General features: G+C 68.9%; 15 protein-coding genes. 11 read left to right on the top strand and 4 right to left on the bottom strand.

The window, feature by feature from the left end:
- Nucleotides 1-27 precede the first annotated feature (27 nt).
- Nucleotides 28-1,098 (top strand): aspartate-semialdehyde dehydrogenase, encoded by a 1,071-nt coding sequence (locus tag AC07M8_RS11445; protein WP_495174461.1) that lies wholly within the window; start codon nt 28-30, stop codon nt 1,096-1,098.
- A 48-nt stretch (nt 1,099-1,146) separates the two neighbouring features.
- On the opposite strand, the gene AC07M8_RS11440 is transcribed toward AC07M8_RS11445, so the two are convergent.
- Nucleotides 1,147-1,770: a YitT family protein gene (locus AC07M8_RS11440; RefSeq protein WP_267393193.1), complete on the bottom strand. Its 624-nt coding sequence runs from the start codon at nt 1,768-1,770 to the stop codon at nt 1,147-1,149.
- A gap of 181 nt (nt 1,771-1,951) precedes the next feature.
- On the opposite strand from AC07M8_RS11440, the gene AC07M8_RS11435 reads away from it, so the two are divergent.
- Nucleotides 1,952-2,398, top strand: coding sequence for a GFA family protein (locus AC07M8_RS11435; protein WP_495174460.1), 447 nt, complete (start codon nt 1,952-1,954; stop codon nt 2,396-2,398).
- A complete protein-coding gene (locus AC07M8_RS11430; protein WP_495174459.1) occupies nt 2,379-3,140 on the top strand; it encodes an alpha/beta fold hydrolase in 762 nt (253 codons plus the stop codon). The genes AC07M8_RS11435 and AC07M8_RS11430 overlap by 20 nt, the downstream gene beginning before the upstream one ends.
- 179 nt (nt 3,141-3,319) lie before the next feature.
- Here AC07M8_RS11430 and AC07M8_RS11425 read toward each other — a convergent pair whose 3' ends face one another.
- The 3 genes from AC07M8_RS11425 to AC07M8_RS11415 form a co-directional block, all read right to left on the bottom strand.
- Complete coding sequence (locus AC07M8_RS11425) at nt 3,320-3,919, bottom strand: hypothetical protein (RefSeq protein ID WP_495174458.1); 600 nt, start codon at nt 3,917-3,919, stop codon at nt 3,320-3,322.
- A gap of 88 nt (nt 3,920-4,007) precedes the next feature.
- Entirely contained in the window at nt 4,008-5,459 is a 1,452-nt protein-coding gene (locus AC07M8_RS11420) for an AMP nucleosidase (protein ID WP_495174457.1), read from the bottom strand.
- Between the two features lie 184 nt (nt 5,460-5,643).
- Nucleotides 5,644-6,123 carry a peroxiredoxin gene (locus AC07M8_RS11415; RefSeq protein ID WP_495174456.1) on the bottom strand — a complete coding sequence of 160 codons (480 nt, stop codon included), beginning with the start codon at nt 6,121-6,123 and terminating at the stop codon, nt 5,644-5,646.
- A gap of 107 nt (nt 6,124-6,230) precedes the next feature.
- Between AC07M8_RS11415 and AC07M8_RS11410 the strand changes: the two genes are divergently transcribed.
- The 8 genes from AC07M8_RS11410 (at nt 6,231) to addA (ending at nt 19,328) form a co-directional block, all read left to right on the top strand.
- The gene (locus AC07M8_RS11410) at nt 6,231-6,791 is read left to right on the top strand and encodes a YqgE/AlgH family protein (RefSeq protein WP_495174455.1); all 561 of its coding nucleotides are present in this window, start codon (nt 6,231-6,233) and stop codon (nt 6,789-6,791) included.
- A gap of 121 nt (nt 6,792-6,912) precedes the next feature.
- A complete protein-coding gene (gene ahcY / locus AC07M8_RS11405; protein ID WP_495174700.1) occupies nt 6,913-8,325 on the top strand; it encodes an adenosylhomocysteinase in 1,413 nt (470 codons plus the stop codon).
- A gap of 165 nt (nt 8,326-8,490) precedes the next feature.
- The gene (locus tag AC07M8_RS11400) at nt 8,491-10,824 is read left to right on the top strand and encodes a sensor histidine kinase (RefSeq protein ID WP_495174454.1); all 2,334 of its coding nucleotides are present in this window, start codon (nt 8,491-8,493) and stop codon (nt 10,822-10,824) included.
- Nucleotides 10,821-11,261: a tRNA (adenosine(37)-N6)-threonylcarbamoyltransferase complex ATPase subunit type 1 TsaE gene (tsaE, locus tag AC07M8_RS11395; RefSeq protein ID WP_495174453.1), complete on the top strand. Its 441-nt coding sequence runs from the start codon at nt 10,821-10,823 to the stop codon at nt 11,259-11,261. Before AC07M8_RS11400 ends, tsaE begins: the two co-directional genes overlap by 4 nt.
- On the top strand, nt 11,258-12,223 hold the full coding sequence (locus AC07M8_RS11390) for an aminoglycoside phosphotransferase family protein (protein WP_495174699.1): 966 nt from the start codon (nt 11,258-11,260) through the stop codon (nt 12,221-12,223). The genes tsaE and AC07M8_RS11390 overlap by 4 nt, the downstream gene beginning before the upstream one ends.
- The gene (locus tag AC07M8_RS11385) at nt 12,220-12,975 is read left to right on the top strand and encodes a nucleotidyltransferase family protein (RefSeq protein ID WP_495174452.1); all 756 of its coding nucleotides are present in this window, start codon (nt 12,220-12,222) and stop codon (nt 12,973-12,975) included. Before AC07M8_RS11390 ends, AC07M8_RS11385 begins: the two co-directional genes overlap by 4 nt.
- Entirely contained in the window at nt 12,968-15,913 is a 2,946-nt protein-coding gene (gene addB, locus AC07M8_RS11380) for a double-strand break repair protein AddB (RefSeq protein WP_495174451.1), read from the top strand. Before AC07M8_RS11385 ends, addB begins: the two co-directional genes overlap by 8 nt.
- Nucleotides 15,900-19,328, top strand: coding sequence for a double-strand break repair helicase AddA (addA, locus tag AC07M8_RS11375; protein WP_495174450.1), 3,429 nt, complete (start codon nt 15,900-15,902; stop codon nt 19,326-19,328). Before addB ends, addA begins: the two co-directional genes overlap by 14 nt.
- The last annotated feature ends 57 nt before the right edge of the window (nt 19,329-19,385 follow it).

The following is a 19,385-nucleotide window of genomic DNA, read 5'->3' as shown; positions in this document are numbered from 1 at the left end:
GCGCATCCGCATCCACGGAGAAGAAATATGGGTTACCGGATCGTCGTCGCCGGTGCGACGGGCAACGTCGGGCGCGAAGTCGTCAACATCCTCGCCGAGCGCGACTTCCCGGCGGACGAGATCGCCGTGCTCGCCTCCTCGCGCAGCCAGGGCGAGATGATCGATTACGGCGACACTGATCGCAAGCTCAAGGTCCAGAACATCGAGCATTTCGATCCGACGGGCTGGGACATGGCGATCTTCGCGATCGGCTCGGAGGCGACCAAGGTCTATGCCCCCAAGTTCGCCGCCGCCGGCTGCACCGTGATCGACAATTCGTCGCTGTACCGGATGGACCCCGACGTGCCGCTGATCGTGCCCGAGGTGAACGCCGCCGCGATCGACAGCTATACCGCGCGCAACATCATCGCCAACCCGAATTGCTCCACCGCGCAATTGGTGGTGGCGCTGAAGCCGCTCCACGACGCCGCGCGCATCAAGCGCGTCGTCGTTGCCACCTATCAGTCGGTGTCGGGCGCGGGCAAGACCGGGATGGACGAGCTGTTCGAGCAGAGCCGCAACATCTTCGTCGGCGATCCCGCGGTGGCGCACAAGTTCACCAAGCAGATCGCCTTCAACGTAATCCCGCATATCGACAGCTTTCTCGACGACGGCTCCACCAAGGAAGAGTGGAAGATGGTGGTCGAGACCAAGAAGATCCTCGACCCCAAGATCAAGCTGTCGGCGACCTGCGTGCGCGTCCCCGTGTTCGTCGGCCATTCCGAGGCGGTCAACATCGAGTTCCACGACGAGATCAGCGCCGAAGAGGCCAAGGACATTTTGCGCGAGGCACCCGGGATCATGCTGATCGATAAGCATGAGGACGGCGGCTACATCACCCCGATCGAGGCCGCCGGCGACGACGCCACCTACATCAGCCGCGTCCGCGAGGACCCGACGGTGGAGAACGGCCTGTCCTTGTGGTGCGTCAGCGACAATCTGCGCAAGGGCGCCGCGCTCAACGCGGTGCAGATCGCCGAGCTGCTCGGCCGCCGCCACCTCAAGAAGGACACGCCGGCGCTCGACGTCGACCTGCTGGAAGACGACACGACCGATTGAGCGTTGCCAACCGTCACCCCGGCCTGCACCGGGGTGACGATGGCCGGCTCAATGGCCGATGTACCGCCCCGGCCGGTGCCAGGCGATCAGGATCAGGCTGATCGCCACCGCGCTGAGCGCCGACCAGGCAAGCTGCCTGCCGCTCACCACCGGGATCGCCGCCGCCAGGATCAGCACGTCGAGCACGATCTGCGTCCGCCCGGCGTTCCAGCCGCGGGTGCGCTGCAGCCACAGGGTGATCACCCCGGTGCCGCCGACCCCCGCCTGGTGCCGCGCCAGCACCAGGATGCCGAGCCCGATCACGGTGCCGCCGACCAGCGCCGCAAATGCCGGATGCACGCCGACGACGCTGATCGATACCCGCGAGAGCGCCGAGAAGCTGGCGATGCCGAGGTTCACCAGCATCGATTTCACCGCGAATCGCCCGCCCATCACCTTGTGCGCGAACACGAAGAACGGGATGTTGATCAGCGTGAACAGCACGCCCGCGGGCAGCGGCACCAGATAGGAGAGGAGCAGCGCGATCCCCGCGACGCCGCCGGTGACGAGCCCAGCCGCCTTGAGGAAGATCAGCCCCAGCACCAGCAGCACGCAGCCGATCACCAGCGCATAGGCATCCTCGGCGACGCTATGGGGACGTCCAAGGGGAAGGGAATCGGCGCGCGGCTGCATCGGACCTCGGTGATATGGGGCGAGTACCTCTCCGATCGCTCGCTTCTGCCGGCGAACCATCACTACTGGCGCGTTTGCCTGGCGCGATCCAGCCCTGCCGCAGCAGGGCGAAGCAAATTCCTCGCCGCCCGCCGTCTCGGTCCGGTACAAGCAGGCCCCTGTTCGCGACAAGGAGGACGCGATGACCACGATCATGACCGGCGGCTGCCAGTGCGGCCGGATCCGCTATGCGGCGCGGGTGGCCGATACCGACGCCTATCTGTGCCACTGCCGGATGTGCCAGCGCGCCACCGGCGGCATCTCGATCGCGCTCAAGGGCATCGACACCGCCGATCTCACCTGGACCACCCAGCCGCCCGAGCGCTATCGCTCGTCGCCGTTCGCGCAGCGCGGCTTCTGCTCGGCCTGCGGCACCCCGCTCACCTATGAATCGGACGATCATCCGGCGATGGACCTGACCGTCGGCAGCTTCGACGATCCCTCGCGCTTCCGCCCGGTCAGCCACTCGGGCGTCGAGAGCTGGCACCCGGAATGGCTGGACACGCGCGATCTTCCGACGCAGCGGACCGACCAGAACCAGCGCATCAGCAACAAATGGATCGAGACCCTTGGCCATCTCCCCGATTGAACCGAGCTACGTCACCAGCTTCGACGGCACCCGCCTCGCCTGGCGCGAGATGGGAGAGGGCCGTCCGCTCGTGCTCATCCACGGCTATTTCTCCAACGCCGAGGTCAATTGGATCAAATACGGCCATGCCGCGCTGATCGCCGCGCGCGGCTTTCGCGTGATCATGCCCGATCTGCGCGGCCATGGCGCCAGCGATCGCCCGCATGACGCCGCGGCCTACCCGCCCGATGCGCTGATGCGCGACGGCTTCGCGCTCGTCGAGCAGCTCGGCCTCACCGACTATGATCTTGCCGGCTACTCGCTCGGCGCCCGCACCAGTGTGCGAATGCTCGCCAACGGCGCCACCCCGCGCCGTGCGGTGTTGTCCGGCATGGGGCTGCGCGGCATCCTCCACACCGCCGGCCGCGGCGACTACTTTCGCCATGTGCTCACCAATCTCGGCCGCCACGAGCGCGGCAGCAGCGAGTGGCTGACCGAGGCGTTCCTCAAGACCACAAGCGGTGATCCGGTGGCGCTGCTTCACGTGCTCGACACCTTCGTCGACACCACGCTCGACGCGGTCCGGCAGATCGCCGTGCCAAGCCTGGTGGTCGCCGGCGTCGATGACGACGACAATGGTTCGATCGTCGATCTCGCCGCCGCGATGCGCCATGCTCGCGCCGCGGTAATCCCCGGCAATCACATGAGCGCAGTTACCAAGCCCGAGCTCGGTCAGCAGATCGCGGATTTCCTGACTGAATAGCGCAGGGCGGTGATGGTGAGCCGCCGTTTACCGGCAACGACCTGGTCATTCCTCCCGTTCGTCACTCCAGCGCAAGCCTGGGTCTTCTCGAGGCGCCCCACCACAAGCCGCGCGCGCCGCCACGCCGCGGCGCGTAGCACCATGGACGTCAAGGCGACCGAACCGGTCGCCCCGCCATCTCACTCCGGAACGCTGTTCTCGTCGGCGATCCCGGCCTCGAACGACTTGGACGAATCCGTGCCGTCGGGCTGATGCGCGCTGCCGCTGAGCAGCGGCACCTTGGGCGTGCTGCCCCGCAGCGCCAGCAGGGCAGCCGCGGTCGCGGCGCCGGCTGCGGCGATGCCGCCGGCGATGGCGGCGACGCCCCAGTTGCTGCCGGCCTTGGTCGGCTTGCGGGCCGGCGACTTGCGGCTCGTCTTGGCGCGCGGTGCCTTCGCGGCCGCGGGCTTGGCGGCGGACGACTTGGCGCCTGCCGACTTGCTCGCCGATGCCGTCGGCTTGCGTGATGCGACCGGGGGCGTCGCGCGCTTGGTCGAGCGCGGCTTTACGGCCTTCGCCGCCGAGCTTAACGCGCCTTCCGCCTTGCTGACGGCAGCCTTGGCCGTGGTCTCGGTCTTCTCCACCGCCGATTTTACCGCCTCTTCGGCCGCTTCGACCGGCGAGCTGCCGGCCGACGACCGCGCCGGGGTCTTGCGCGCGGTGGACGCCTTGCGCGGCGCGCGCCGGCGCGGGGTAGCGGGGGTGTCGGTCTTGGGCGTGTCGGGGGTCTCGTCGGCCACGGCTATAGCTCCCTGAAATGATTCGCTACCGTAACGCATTAACCGCCGATGGTTTCCCCGACATCCTCGCCGGCGGCCCGACCGCGCCTCAGCGGAACGGCGGCTCGTCGAATGCGCGCAGCTTGCGGCTGTGCAGCTTGGCGCCTTCGAGCCGCAACTGCTCGCAGGTTTCTATACCGATCCGCATATGTTCGCTGATCGCGCGCTCGTAGAAGCGGTTGGCCTGGCCTGGCAATTTGAGCTCGCCGTGGAGCGGCTTGTCGGAGACGCACAGCAGCGTGCCATAAGGCACGCGGAAGCGATAACCCTGCGCCGCGATCGTCGCCGATTCCATGTCGATGCCGACCGCGCGGCTCAGCGAGAAGCGCAGCGCCGAGCGCGAATAGCGCAGCTCCCAGTTGCGATCGTCGGTGGTAACGATCGTCCCCGTCCGCAGCCGCCGCTTGAGTTCCTCGCCCGATTGCCCGGAGACGATCTCGGAGGCGCGCGCCAGCGCCTGCTGGACCTCGGCGATCGCCGGCACCGGGATCTCGGGCGGCAGCACGTCGTCGAGCACATGGTCGTCGCGCAGATAGGCGTGGGCGAGCACATAGTCGCCGATCCGCTGGCTGGGGCGCAGCCCGCCGCAATGGCCGATCATCAGCCACGCCTCGGGGCGCATCACCGCGAGATGGTCGCAAATCGTCTTGGCGTTGGATGGGCCGACGCCGATGTTGACCAGGGTAATGCCGGTGCGGTCGTCGGCCATCAAATGATAGGCCGGCATCTGGTGCCGCCGCCACGCGCTGTCGGAGACGATCGTGTCGACGTCCTCGGCGCGCTCGATCATCACGTTGCCGGCGCCCGACAAGGCGGTGAACCGGCTCGCGCTGCCATCCTCGCGCGGCCCCAGCTGCGAGGCGGCCCAGCGCACGAACTCGTCGACGTAGCGATGGTAGTTGGTGAACAGCACGAAGCGCTGGGTGTGCTCGGCGGGCGTGCCCATATAATGGCGCAGTCGCGCCAGGCTGAAATCGGTGCGCAGCCCGTCAAACAGCGCCAGCGGGCGGACCTCGTCGTGCGGCGCCCACAGCCCGTCGGCGATTTCGTCGCCGATGTGCGCAAGCTCGGTGGCGGGGAAATGCCGCGCCAGCTCGGTTGCCGAGACAGTGTCGAGGCTCAGCGCATGGCCGGGATCGAGCACATAGGGGAAGGGGATCTCCTGCCGCCCCTCCACCGCCGCGACATCGACGTCATAATCCTCGATCAACAGCGTCAATTGCTCGGTGAGGTAGTCCGCGAACAGCCCCGGCTTGGTGACGCTGATCCGATACTCGCCGGGCGACACCAATCGGCCGAACGAGCGCAAGGGCGCCGGGCGATCGTCGCTGCCGCGGAAGGTGAGGTGGATCTCGGGGTAGGCGAACGAGCCATCGCGGCGCGCTTCGGCAGCGGGCGGGGTGCCATCGCGAAGATAGGCGGTGAGCGCGGCCTGAAGGCGGTCGACCGAGGCGCGATACAGCCGGTCGAGGTCGGAGACGATCTGGGATGCAGTTGACATCCGGGATTGTTACGCGGGCCGGGTGACAGAGGCAAGACGGCGGCGGCCGCGGCCTCGCGCCGAACCACTCCCGTCATCCTGAACTCGTTTCAGCATCCATGGCCCACCAGTCGCCACGAGCTAGCGGGCAGTGCAGGCCATGGATGCTGAACCAAGCTCAGCATGACAGCGGGGCAAGCTAGCGTCACATCTCCCCGAGCAGATACTCCGCCGAGCTGACCCTGAATTCGCCACCCTCTTCGACGTTGAGCTGTTTCACCACCCCGTCCTTGACCAGCATCGCATAGCGCTGGCTACGCGTGCCCATGCCGTATTTGCTGCCATCCATGGTCAGCCCGAGTGCCTCGGCGAAGGCGCCGTTGCCGTCGGCGAGCATGGTGATGCCCTGCGCCTCGGCGGACTTCGCCCAGGCGCCCATCACGAATGCATCATTGACCGAGGTGCAGGCGATCTCGTCGACGCCCTTGGCCTTGAGCTCGTCGGCCTTGTCGATGAAGCCCGGCAGGTGGCGCGCCGAGCAGGTCGGGGTGAAGGCGCCGGGGACGGCGAACAGCGCGACCGTGCGGCCGGCGAAGAAATCGTCGGTGCTGACTTGGTCGGGACCGTCGGCGGTCACCTTGACCAGGGTTGCGGTGGGCAGTCGGTCGCCGACGCTGATCGTCATCATCCATCTCCTGTCCGCCGAAGCTGGCGGGCGGGGTCTTCCTCGGCGAGGCGGGCGGCGAATTCAAGCATGGTGGCGCGGGTGGACCGCGCCTATGGTGGGTCATCATGATCCAACCCGTTTATTTGTCCGGCCAATTCCTCCTCGCCATGCCGGCGATGACCGATCCGCACTTCGAGCGCGCGGTGATCGCGATGTGCGCGCACGATGCCGAGGGCGCGATCGGCATCGGCCTTGGCGCGGTGATCGACGGGCTCGGGCTCCACGATCTGCTCGATCAGTTCGAGATTGACCATGGCGTCGCTCCCGATGCGCCGATCCACTTCGGCGGCCCGGTCGAGCCGCGCCGCGGCTTCGTCGTCCACACGCTCGATTGGGGCGGGCAGGACACGATCGACGTCGGCGGGCGGTGGGCCTTGTCGAGCACCGTCGACGTGCTGCGCGCGATCGCCGAGGGCAAGGGGCCGGGCCGCTATGTGGTCGCGCTCGGCTATGCCGGCTGGGGCGAGGGTCAGCTCGATGGCGAGCTCGCCAGGCCGGGCTGGTTCAACCTGCCCGGCGACGAGCGACTGCTGTTCGACGTCCCGGCGCCCGAGCGCTGGGCCGCAGCCTTTGCCGATGCCGGGATCGACCCGCGGCTGCTGGTCGCCGCCACCGGCACCGCCTGAGGCATGATATAAAGATATCTTTATATTTGATTTGGGGCGGGCGGGTCGCTACTTGGGCGGCTTGCGCGCATGTCGATATGCGCGATGTTAGCGAAGATTGAGGAGAATTCCCGTGGCCACCGTGCTCGCAGCCGACCAGCATGACTACGTCATCAAGGACATCAGCCTTGCCGCCTTCGGCCGCAAGGAGATCGACATTGCCGAGACCGAGATGCCCGGCCTGATGGCGCTGCGCGACGAGTTCGGCGCGTCGCAGCCCTTGAAGGGCGCGCGCATCACCGGCTCGCTGCACATGACGATCCAGACCGCGGTGCTGATCGAGACGCTGGTCGCGCTCGGCGCCGAAGTCCGCTGGGCCACCTGCAACATCTTCTCCACCCAGGATCACGCCGCCGCCGCCATCGCGGCCGCCGGCATCCCGGTGTTCGCCGTCAAGGGCGAGACGCTGGCCGATTACTGGGACTATGTCGGCGACATCTTCAACTGGGGCGCCGGCACCACCGGGCAGACCGCCAACATCATCCTCGACGACGGCGGCGACGCCACCATGTTCGCGCTGTGGGGCGCCAAGCTCGAAGCCGGTGCGTCGTTCGGCGAGCCGGAGAATGACGAGGAAGTCGAGTTCCAGCGCTCGGTAAAGGCGTTCGTCGCCAAGTTCCCGGGCTACCTCACCGAGACGGTCAAGAACCTCAAGGGCGTCTCGGAAGAGACCACCACCGGCGTCCACCGCCTGTACGAGATCGCCAAGAAGGGCGAGCTGCCGTTCCCGGCGATCAACGTCAACGACTCGGTGACCAAGTCGAAGTTCGACAACCTCTATGGCTGCAAGGAATCGCTGGTCGACGCGATCCGTCGCGCCACCGACGTGATGCTCGCCGGCAAGGTTGCCGCAGTCGCCGGCTTCGGTGACGTCGGCAAGGGCTCGGCGCAGTCGCTCCGCAACGGCGGCGCCCGCGTCCTCGTCACCGAGATCGACCCGATCTGCGCGCTGCAGGCGGCGATGGAGGGCTTTGAGGTCGTGACGATGGACGAGGCCGTCCAGCGCGCCGACATCTTCTGCACCGCCACCGGCAACGCCGACGTCATCACCGCCGATCACATGAAGGCGATGAAGCCGATGGCGATCGTCTGCAACATCGGTCACTTCGACAGCGAGATCCAGATCGCCGCCCTCTCCAACTACGAGTGGGACGAAGTGAAGCCGGGTACCGATCTGGTGAAGTTCCCCGACGGCAAGCAGATCATCATCCTTGCCAAGGGCCGCCTGGTGAACCTCGGCTGCGCGACCGGGCATCCCTCGTTCGTGATGTCGGCGTCGTTTACCAACCAGACGCTGGCGCAGATCGAGCTCTTCACCAAGGGCGAGAACTACAAGAACGAAGTCTATGTGCTCCCCAAGCATCTCGACGAGAAGGTCGCCGCGCTCCACCTCGAGAAGCTCGGCGTCAAGCTGTCGAAGCTGACCGCCAAGCAGGCGGGCTACATCGGCGTGCCGGTGGAAGGCCCGTTCAAGCCGGATCACTACCGCTACTAAGCGGCAGGACCGGCCGAACTGATGAAGGGCGGGGCTTCGGCTCCGCCCTTTTGCTGTGGCCCACACTCGCGGCCGTTGCTTTCGCCCCGCGCAGCGTTGCAATAGAGGTGCTTGGCGGCTCATGCGCGGGCGCCAGAGGGGTAATCGTTGATCCAGCTTTCGGTGATGGCAGCGGTTGGATGCGGCGCGGTGATGGCGCTGTTGATCGCTGGCGCCGGCATGGCGTTGTTCACCGGCTGGCGGCTGCGCGGTCAGGCCCAGCTGCTTACCGCCGGCAGTCGCGAAGCCGAAGCGCTGCGCAGCGCCGCACCCGCCCTTGCCATGCTGGTCCGTGCCGACGGCCGTATCGAGGTGCCGGCGCGGATGGTCGACTGGCTCGGCCTCGCGGTGGCGCCGCGCTTCATGGTCGATCTCGTCGGCGACGACGTCGGCCTCAGCAGCGACGAGGCCGCGGCGCTCGGTGCGGACGTGCTCGCCGCCCAGCGCGCTGGGCGTAGCTTTACCCGCGCGCTCCATCCGCAGGGCTCGGGTCGCGCGATCACCGTGCGCGGCAGTCGCGCGCCGGGCGAACTGGGCGCCACCGGCGCCGTCATCCTCTGGGCGTTCGACGCCACCGACACCGAGGCGGAAATCGCCCGGCTGAGCGGCGAAGCGTCGCGCCTCGCCGCAGCCTTCGACGCGCTAACCGGGCTGATCGAGGCGGCACCGTTGCCGATGTGGTACCGCGGCGCCGACCTCAAGCTGTCGATGGTCAATTCGGCCTATGTGATCGCGGTCGAGGGCGGCAGCGCTGCCGAGGTGATCGCGCGCGGGGTGGAACTGGTCGAGGGCTCGGCGCGCGGCGGGCCGCAAACCGGAGCCGCCGAGGCCCGCGCCACCGGCCGCCCGCATCAGGACATCGTTCCTGCCACCATCAGCGGCGAGCGGCGCTCGCTCGAGGTGCATGACGTGCCGCTGCCCAATGGCGGTGTTGCGGGCTTTGCCGTGGACATCGAGGATCTCGAACAATCGCGCGCGGGCGCCAAGCGCTTTGCCGAGGCGCAGCGCGCGATGCTCGATCGCCTCTCCGCCGGGGTCGCGCAATTCGGCGCGGACCGGTCATTGGTGTTCTGCAACCAGCCGTTCCGCCGCATGTTCGCCATGCGCGCCGAATGGCTGGCGGATCGCCCTGAATTCGATCGCGTGCTCGAGCGAATGCGCGAAGCCAATCGGCTGCCCGAGGTGCGCGACTTCCCCGGCTGGAAGGCCGAGCGCCGCGAATGGTTCGTGCCAGGCGACGGCGCCACCGAAGAGAATTGGCACCTCACCGGCGGCACCCATCTGCGTGTGGTCGCTCAGCCGCTGCCTGACGGCGGGCTGCTCCTCATCTTCGAGGATCGGACCGAGCAGGTCCAGCTCGCCAGTGCCCGCGATACGCTGCTGCGCGTCCGTACCGCGACCTTCGACAATCTGTTCGAGGCGCTTGCGGTGTTCGCCACCGACGGCAAGCTACAATTGTGGAACAACCGGATGCGCGCGCTGTGGGGCTTTGAAGAGGAATTCCTCGCTGCCCATCCGCGCGTCGATACCTTTGCCGAAGCGGCGGCCGCGAAGCTTGCCACCCCCAATCGCGCGGTGCTGATCCCTGAGCTGGTCAAGTCCGCCACTGCCGAGCGCCAGCAGCGCACCGGGCGGGTCGCCTTCGCCGATGGGCGCCACTTCGAGTTTGCCGCGGTGCCGCTGCCCGATGGCAATGCGCTGCTGACCATGCTCGACATCACCGATAGCCGGCGCGCCGAACAGGCGCTGCGCGATCGCGCCGATGCGCTTGAGGCGGCAGACAAGGTCAAGACGCAGTTTGTCGCCAACATGAGCTACGAACTGCGCACGCCGCTAACCTCGATCAGCGGCTTCGCCGAGATGCTGCATGGCGGCTACGCCGGTAAGCTCTCCACCGCGGCGGAAGGCTATGTGGAAGCGATCCTCGACTCGGTGGAGCGGCTAGGACTGCTCGTCGACGATGTGCTGGATCTCACCCGCGGCGGCGACAGCGCCGACATCGAGCGCGAGGATGTCGATCTTGCCGCCATTGCGCGGGCGGCGGCTGACACGCTGATGCCGGCGATCAAGCGCCGGAAGCTCGATCTCGCGCTGGAGATATCCCGCTCGGTGGGTCGGGTAACCGGTGATCCGCGGCGGCTGCGCGAGGTGATCGAGCATCTGCTCCGCCACGCCATTGCCGGGACAACCGAGGGCGGCCGCGTGCTGCTCCACGCCGACGGCAGCGCCACCGCGGCGCGAATCGTGGTGTCGGATGATGGCTTCGGGATGGACACGGCCACTGTCGCCAGCGCGTTCGACCGATTCGCAGCGCCAGGCATGCAGCCGACCGGCGAACGGGCGCTCGGGCTCGGCCTGCCGCTCGCCAAGCAGTTCGTCGAGGCGCACGGCGGCAGCATCGATCTCGTCTCCGAACCAGGAGAGGGCACCTTGGTCACCATCGAGCTGCCGCGTCGATGACCCGCTTGGCCGATAGCCAAGCGACCGAGGCGTTCGGGGCGGGGCTGGCGTCCCTGGTGCGCCCGGGTGATGTCATCACCCTCAGTGGCGACCTTGGCGCGGGCAAGACCACGATCGCGCGCGGGCTGCTCGCCAGCCTGGGGCTGATCGGCGAGGCGCCAAGCCCGAGTTTCGCGATCGTCCAATCTTATGCGCCACCCGAGACCCGGCTGCCGGTGCTGCATGTCGATCTGTATCGGATCGAGGATCCCGGCGAAATCGACGAGCTCGGTCTCGACGATGCACGCTCCGATTCGCTGATCGTGATCGAATGGCCCGAGCGGGCGCCCGGTTGGTGGCCGGACGCGTTGGCGCTGCACCTGGAGACTGCTCAAGACGGCGCACGAATCTTGACAGCGCAGGTCCCCGCGTCATGGAAGCCGCGATGGCCGATATGATCCCGCCCGCCGGCGCTGCCGCCTTTCTCGATGCGCACGGCTGGGGCGGGGAGATCCGGCCACTCGCTGGCGATGCCTCGTTCCGCCGGTATTTCCGGGTGCACGCGGGGGATCGCAGCGCCATCCTGATGGACGCTCCGCCGCCGCATGAGGATCCGCGACCGTTTATCGCCATCGCCGAGTGGCTAAACGACCATGGCTTTGCCGCGCCGACCATCTATGCCGCCGATCTCGAGCAGGGCCTCGTGCTGATCGAGGATTTCGGCGACGATCGCCTGTGCGAGGCGGCCGATGCCGAGCCGTCGTCCGAGCTCTCCCTTTACGCACCCGCAGTCGACCTGCTCGTGGCCTTGGCCAAGCAGCCCGCGGGCGCACTGCAGCCCTACGATCGCGCCGTGCTGCACCGAGAAGTGACGCTGTTCGTCGATTGGTATTGCGATGCGGTGGGCATCGTGCCCGATCTCGATGGTTATCGCGATGCTTGGGACGCCGTGTTCGACCACGCGCTAACCGCCGAGCCCGTTACCGTGCTGCGCGACTATCATGCCGAGAACTTGATGCTGGTTGGCCCCGACCGGCGGCTGGGGCTGCTCGACTTCCAGGACGCGCTCGCCGGCCACCCTGCCTATGATCTCGTCTCGCTGCTCCAGGATGCGCGTCGTGACGTCGCGCCCGCGGTGGAGGAGAAAATGCTCGCCCGCTATCGGGCTGCGACCGGCGCGGAGGCGGCGTTCATGCAGGCCTATCATGTGCTCGGTGCACAGCGGAACGCCAAGGTCATCGGTATCTTTACCCGGCTGTGGCGGCGCGACGGCAAGGCGCGCTATGCGGCCTTGTGCCCGCGGGTCTGGGCCTATCTGGAGCGCGACCTCGCCGAGCCGGTACTGGCGCCGGTCGCCGCCTGGTTCGCTGCCAACATCCCCGCCGATCGGCGGGGCGACCCGCTGGTGTTGGCGCGATGAGCCAGCAGCGTAGCCTGCGCCCGGATCCGGGTGGGCTGGTGCCGACCACCGCGATGGTGATGGCGGCCGGTCTTGGCAAGCGGATGCGGCCGCTGACCGCGAGCCGCCCAAAGCCGCTGGTAGAGGTCGCGGGCAAGCCGCTGATCGACCATGTGTTCGATCGCCTCGCAGCGGCGGGGATCAAGCGCGCCGTGGTCAACGTCCATTACCTTGCCGACACGCTGGCCGCGCATGTCAGCAATCGCGATGATGGCATCGAGGTGGTGATCTCCGACGAGCGCCCGCAGCTGATGGAAACCGGCGGCGGGCTGGTCCAGGCCCGCGGCCTGCTCGGCGGCGAGCCGGTGCTGGTGGTCAACAGCGACAATCTCTGGCTGGATGGCCCGGTCGACGCGATCAAGCTGCTCGCCTCGCGCTGGGACGATGCGGCGATGGACGCGCTGCTGCTGGTGGTGCCCTATGCCCGCGCCAACAACCACAAGGGGCAGGGTGATTTCAACGTCGCCGCCGACGGGCGGATCACCAGCCGCCGCAAGCCCGGCCGCACCGCGCCATTTGTCTACACCGGGATCCAGATCATCCACCCGCGGATCATCGCGGCCTGGCCCGAGGGGCCGTTCTCGACCAATTTGTTCTGGGATCGCGCGATCGCCGTGGGCCGTGCCTACGCGCAGGTCCACCAGGGCCTGTGGTTCGATGTCGGCACGCCTGCCGCCATTCCCAAGACCGAGGCGATGATCGCTGATGGCTGAGGCCGCCAAGCCTCAGCTGTTCACCATTCCCTCGCACCGCGCCTTTGCCGACGCGCTCGTCGCCGGGCTGATGCGCCGGGCAGGATCTGACCCGCTGGCGCTCGCCCGGGGCATGGTGCTGCTCCCCAACAACCGCGCCGTGCGCGCGATCACCGATGCGTTCGTGCGCGCCAGCGGCGGCGGGCTGCTGCTGCCCCGGCTGATTGCGCTCGGGAGCCCGGATCTCGGCGAGGCGGTCGGCATCGCCCTTGATCCCGCCGACGATGATCCGCCACCGCCTGCGGTCGCTCCGATGCAGCGGCGGATGATCCTTGCACGGCTGGTATTCGAGGAACGCCAGCGCAGCGGCAGCCCGATCGATACCGCCGAGGCGGTGCGGCTCGCCGGCGAATTGTGCGGCACGCTCGATCAGTTGCTGGTCGAGGAGATCGCGCCCGAGCGACTCCGCGACATCGATCTCGCGCCCGAGCTGACCGAGCATTGGCAGCGCGCGCTTGCTACCTTCGGCATCGTCATCGAGCGCTGGCCGGCCGAACTCGCACGGCTGGGCCTGATCGATGCGGCGACCCGCCGAAGGATCCTGCTCGATCGATTGGTCGCGCGCTGGCGCGAGACGCCGCCCACCGGCTTCCTCTGCGCAGCCGGCATCACCGATCCGGCGCCTGCGGTGACCCGGCTGATGCGCTGCGTCGCCGAGGCGCCGGGTGGCATGACCGTGTTCGCCGGGCTTGATCTCGCGCTGCCTGACGAGGAGTGGGAGGCGCTCGGGCCACACCGGCCGGATCCCGTCACCGGGGTCGTCCGCCGATCGATCGAAACCCATCCTCAATTCCACCTCAAGCTGCTGCTCGACCGGATGGGCGTCGGCCGCGGCGAGGTGGCGCGCTGGCGCGATGGCGGCGGTCCCGATGGCGGCGCGGCGCGTGGGCGCGCCATTGCCAACGCGCTCGCTCCTGCCGCCTTCACCGGCAAATGGACAGATCTCGCTGCCGAGGACCGCCGCCTGGTCGGGGTCAGCGCCGCCGAACTCGCAACGCCCGCTGAGGAAGCGCAGACGATCGCGCTGGCGTTGCGGGGGGCGCTTGAGGAAGCGGGGCGGACTGCGGCGCTGGTCACGCCCGATCGGGCGCTCGCGCGCCGCGTCGCGACCCATCTCAAGCGCTGGAACATCCAGATCGACGATACCGCGGGGCGGCCGCTGTCGATCCTGCCGCCGGGCACGCTGCTGCTCGCGCTCGCCGAGGCGGCGGCGCAGCGGTTCGCGCCGATGGCGCTGCTCGCGCTCGTCAAGCACCCGCTGGTGCGCAGCGGCGACGAGCGCCTGTCGTGGCTTGATGGCGCGCGCTCCCTCGATCGCAGGCTGCGCGGGCCCCGTCCTGCCGCCGGGCTCGACGGGATCACCGCGCATCTGTCCGAGAAGCGCGGCACGCCCGGCGACTGGTGGCTGGATGTCGCCGGTCTGCTGCGCCCGATCGAGCTTGCGGTCGACATCGGTCGCCAGCCGACAGCGGCGCTGGTCGAGGTGCTGCGCACCACCGCGCAGGCCCTGTGCGGCGACGAACTGTGGGCCGGGCCGGCCGGTCGTGCCGCCGCCGAATTTCTCGCCGACCTCGAAGCCGAAGCCGGCAACGGTCCGCCGTTCATCGATCCCGACGGGCTCGCGCCGTTGCTGCGCGGGCTGCTCGACGAAGTCGCGGTGCGGCCGCCGCCCGGCTCGCATCCGCGGCTTGCGATCTACGGCGCGATCGAGGCGCGGTTGCAGACCGCCGACCTGATGGTGCTCGGCGGCCTCAACGAAGGCGTCTGGCCGGGCAAGCCTGCGCCCGATCCGTGGCTCGCGCCCAAGATCCGCGCGACACTAGGATTGCCTGGGCTGGAGCGCGGCGTCGGTGTCGCCGCTCACGACTTCGGCCAGGCGCTCGGCGCTCCCCAGGTGCTGGTCACGCGCGCGCGCCGCGATGCCGCGTCGCCGGCGCTGGCCTCGCGCCTGTGGCTGCGGCTGCAGGCGATGGCCGGCGACCGCTTCGTCCGGGCCAGCGCCCTCGAACGCTGGTCGCACGCGCTCGACCAGCCGCATGACTATGCGCCGGCGCCCCGCCCCGCGCCGATGCTCGCCGCCGAACAGCGGCCCAAGGCGATCTCGGTCACCGAGATCGATCGCCTCAAGGCCGATCCCTATTCCTTCTACGCCCGCCGCGTGCTCGGGCTGATGCCGCTCGACCCGGTCGACGCCGATCCGTCGGCGGCGTGGCGCGGCACCGCGGTTCACGACATCCTCGAACAATGGTGGAAGCTCGACGCCTGTGCGGTGGATGCGCTCCACGGCCGCGCCATCGCCATGCTCGACGACGAGCGCACCCACCCGATGATGCGCGCCTTGTGGCGGCCGCGGCTGATGGAGGCGATCGACTGGATCGCCGGCCAGGTCGGCGCGCAAGCCGAGACGGACCGCATCGTCGCCAGTGCCGAGGGCAAGGGCAGCATCACCGTCGCCGGCATCACCCTGACCGGGCGTTACGACCGGGTCGACCGACTCGCCGACGGCAGCCTCGCCATCGTCGACTATAAAACCGGCAAGCCGCCCTCCACCGCGGCGGTCCGCGCCGGCTACAGCCTCCAGCTCGGCCTGCTCGGCGCGATTGCCGAACGCGGTGGGTTCGAGGGGCTGCACGGCAAGGCGCAGGCATTCGAATATTGGTCGCTCGGCAAGAACCGCGACGCCTTCGGCTATGTCGCGACACCGGTCGATCCCGACGGCAAGCGCGACCGGATCGTCACCGCCGAGTTCACCACCATCGCCATGGCCAATTTCGTCGATGCGGTCGGCAAATGGCTCACCGGCGCCGAGCCGTTCACCGCCAAGCTCGTCCCCGAATATGCCCCTTATGCCGAGTATGACCAGCTGATGCGTCGCGACGAATGGTATGGCCGTGAGTGACGCGCTCGGCACCCTGCCGCGGCTGAAGGGCAATCAGGCCGCCGCCAGCAACCCACAGGCGCACGTCTGGCTGTCCGCCTCGGCGGGCACCGGCAAGACCCAGGTGCTCGCCGCGCGCGTGTTCCGCCTGCTGCTGCGCGGCGTCGATCCGGGCGCGATCCTCTGCCTGACCTTTACCAAGGCCGGTGCCGCGGAGATGGCGCAGCGGATCAGCAACCGGCTTGCCGCCTGGGTACGGATGCCGGGGCCGCAGCTTGCTGCCGATCTCGAGGCGCTTGGCGAACGCGCCACGCCAGCGATGCAGGCGCGGGCACGCACGCTGTTTGCCGGAGTGCTCGATGCGCCCGGCGGGGGCCTGCGCATCCAGACCATCCACGGGTTCTGCCAGAGCCTGCTCGCAGCCTTCCCGGTGGAAGCGGGCCTCACCCCGGGCTTCCGGCCGCTCGAGCCGCGTGAAGAAGCAGTGCTCGCCCGCGAGACGCTGGCGGGGATGCTCGCCGATGCCGAGCGTCAGGGCCGCGAGCGCCCGATCGAAACGATCGGGGCGCTCAGCCTGCGGATGGGCGAGGGCGGGGCGGAAGACTTCCTGCTCGCCTGCGCGCGGTCGCTAACGGCCTTGGATGCGCTACCCTCGGGCATCCAGCCCTGGCTCCGGCGCACGCTCGATCTGCCGCAGGGCGACATCGGCGAGGCGATCGCCGCCGGGTGCGACGAGATCGACGCGGACGTGATCGGCCGCCTTGCCGCCGCCAATCGCGCCTGGGCGACGGCGACCGGGCTCGGCCATGCCACCAAGCTCGAAACCTGGCTCGCCGCGGCGCCGGACTCGCGAGCGATGACGCTCAAAGATTTGCGTGACGCGGTGTTCACCGGCAAGGGCGAACCGCGCAAGGTCGCCAAGAAGCAGCTCGACCACGAGCCCGACTATGAGGACCTCGCCGCCGAGCTCGGCAACCAGTGCCTGGCGTTGCTCTCGCTCACCCAGCGCGCCGCTTATGCCGATCTGCTCGCCGACGCGCTGGAGGTCGGCCGCGATTATGCCCGCGCTTACGCTGCCGCCAAGCGCCGCACCGGTGCGGTCGACTTCGACGATCTGATCGCGGTCACCGTGGCGCTGCTCGAGCAGCCGGGCATCGGCGAGTGGGTCCGCTACAAGCTCGACCAAGCGACCGAGCATGTGCTGATCGACGAGGCGCAGGATACCAATCTCAGCCAATGGAAGATCGTTACCGCGCTGGCCGGCGAGTTCTTCGTCGGCCGCGGCATCTATGCGCCGTCGACGCGGACGCTGTTCACCGTCGGTGACTTCAAGCAGGCGATCTTCGGCTTCCAGGGCACCGATCCGATCAACTTCCGCTGGGCCGAGGGCCATTTCCGTAGCCGCGCCGCCGAGGTGGAGGGCGACGACCAATGGCCCGAGCATGAGCGCGGCCTGCCGTTCGAGCAACTGTCGCTCACCCATTCGTTCCGCTCAACCCGCACCGTGCTCGAATTCGTCGATGCCGCGATCGGCGCGATCGGCGAGCCGGGGCTCGGCATCGCCGGCGAGGTCGAGACCCATGCGAGCGAGGTCAAGGGCCCTGGTGTCGTCGAGCTGTGGCCACCCGTCGTGGCCGGCGGCGCGGACGAGGACGAGGAGAGCTGGATCGACGATACCGTCCGCGAACAGGCAACGCGGGTGGCGCGCGCGGTGCGGGACTGGCTGGCCGACGGGCTGATGCTCGAGAGCAAGGGGCGTTCGCTGCGGCCCGAGGACGTGATGATCCTGGTCAAGCGCCGCGGCGATCTTGCCTCGCTGATCGTCGCGCGCCTCTATGCCGAGGGCGTGTCGGTGGCCGGGGTCGACCGGCTGCGACTCAACGCGCCGCTCGCCGTGCAGGATCTGCTCGCGGCGATCCGCTTCGTGCTCCAACCCGACGACGATCTGTCGCTCGCCGCGCTGCTGGTGTCGCCGCTGATTGGCTGGAGCCAGGACGAACTGATGCAGGCCGCACCGCGCCCGTCGGGCAGCCTGTGGCGGCACCTCGGCACCACGCTGAGCGAGGCGCGGCTAGCGCCGTTGCGGATGATGCTCGGGCGCGCCGATTTCGCCACGCCCTATCAGTTCCTCGAGGAGCTGCTCTCCGGTTCGCTCGATGGCCGCCGCAAACTGATCCGCCGGCTCGGCGCCGAGGCGCGCGACCCGATCGAGGAACTGCTCAACGCCGCGCTGGCGTTCGAGACCACCTCTACCCCGTCGCTGCAGCGGTTCCTCGACTGGTTCGATCGCGGCGATGTCGAGATCGTCCGCGATCCCTCGGCGCCGCTCGATGCGGTGCGGGTAATGACCGCGCATGGCGCCAAGGGCCTGCAGGCGCCGCTGGTGATCCTGGCCGACGCCACCGTCGATCCCACCGCCGCGCCGCGGGCGTTGGTCAAATGGGCGCCCGAGCCCGGTGCCGCCGCCATTCCCGTGTTCCGCCCGCGCTCGGCGGAACGCGGTGGGCCGCTCGATGCGGCGATCACCGCGATCGAGCACCGCGAGTTGGAGGAGCATTGGCGGCTGTTTTACGTCGCTGCCACCCGCGCCGAGGAGCGGCTGGTGATCGGCGGCGCGCTCGGCCCGCGTGCCAAGGGCGTGCCGCCAACGATGAGCTGGTATGCCGCCGCCGATCGCGCGCTGACCGCCTTGGGCGTCGCGGCGGAAGACGGCTCGCGCCGATTCGTCGGCACCGTGCCGCAGGAGCCGGTCAAGGCCAAGCCGGTGCCGCAGGGGAGGGCGCCTGCCGAGGAGCCGTTGCCGGCGTGGGCGCTCGAGCAGGCGCCCAAGGAAGCGCGGCCGTCGCGCCCGCTTGCGCCATCGTCGCTCGGTGACGACGAGGTCAGCGATCCACCGCCAAGCCCGGCAATGCGCGCCGCTGCCGAGCGCGGCCGGCTGCTCCACGCCTTGTTCGAGCGGCTGCCGCCGGTGCACCCGGGCGACCGTGCGGCGGCGGCCGATCGCTGGCTGGCGGGAGCAGGCGGCGTAGCCGATCCTGCGCATCGCGCCCGGCTGCTGGCGGATGTGCTCGCCGTGCTCGACGATCCGGCGTTGGCCGAGCTGTTCGGGTCGCATGCGTTGGCGGAAGCACCGATCACTGCGGCGATCGAGGGCGGGCTGGTCGTGTCGGGTACGGTGGATCGGCTGCTGATCGCGCCCGACCGGATTAGGATCGTCGACTTCAAGACGGCGCGGCGCCCGCCGACCGACGAGGGCGAGATCCCCTCCTACCATCTGGGCCAGATGGCTGCCTATGCGATCGCGCTTGGTGTGATCTTCCCCGGCCGGCGGATCGAGGCGGCATTGCTCTACACCAGCGGGCCGCGCTTGTTCGAGCTGTCGCCCGCGCTGCTCGCCGCCCACAAGCCCGGCTTGCAGCCGAGGGAGCAAAGCTAGGGCGATGGCCGTTGAGCCAGCCGCACCGGCATCCTAGATAGGCCGAGACAAGGAGTT

Source organism: Sphingomonas sp. GW821-FHT09E03 (assembly GCF_059416225.1).
The sequence above is the reverse complement of the archived record's forward strand: the minus strand, read 5'-3'. Positions and strand labels throughout refer to the sequence as shown.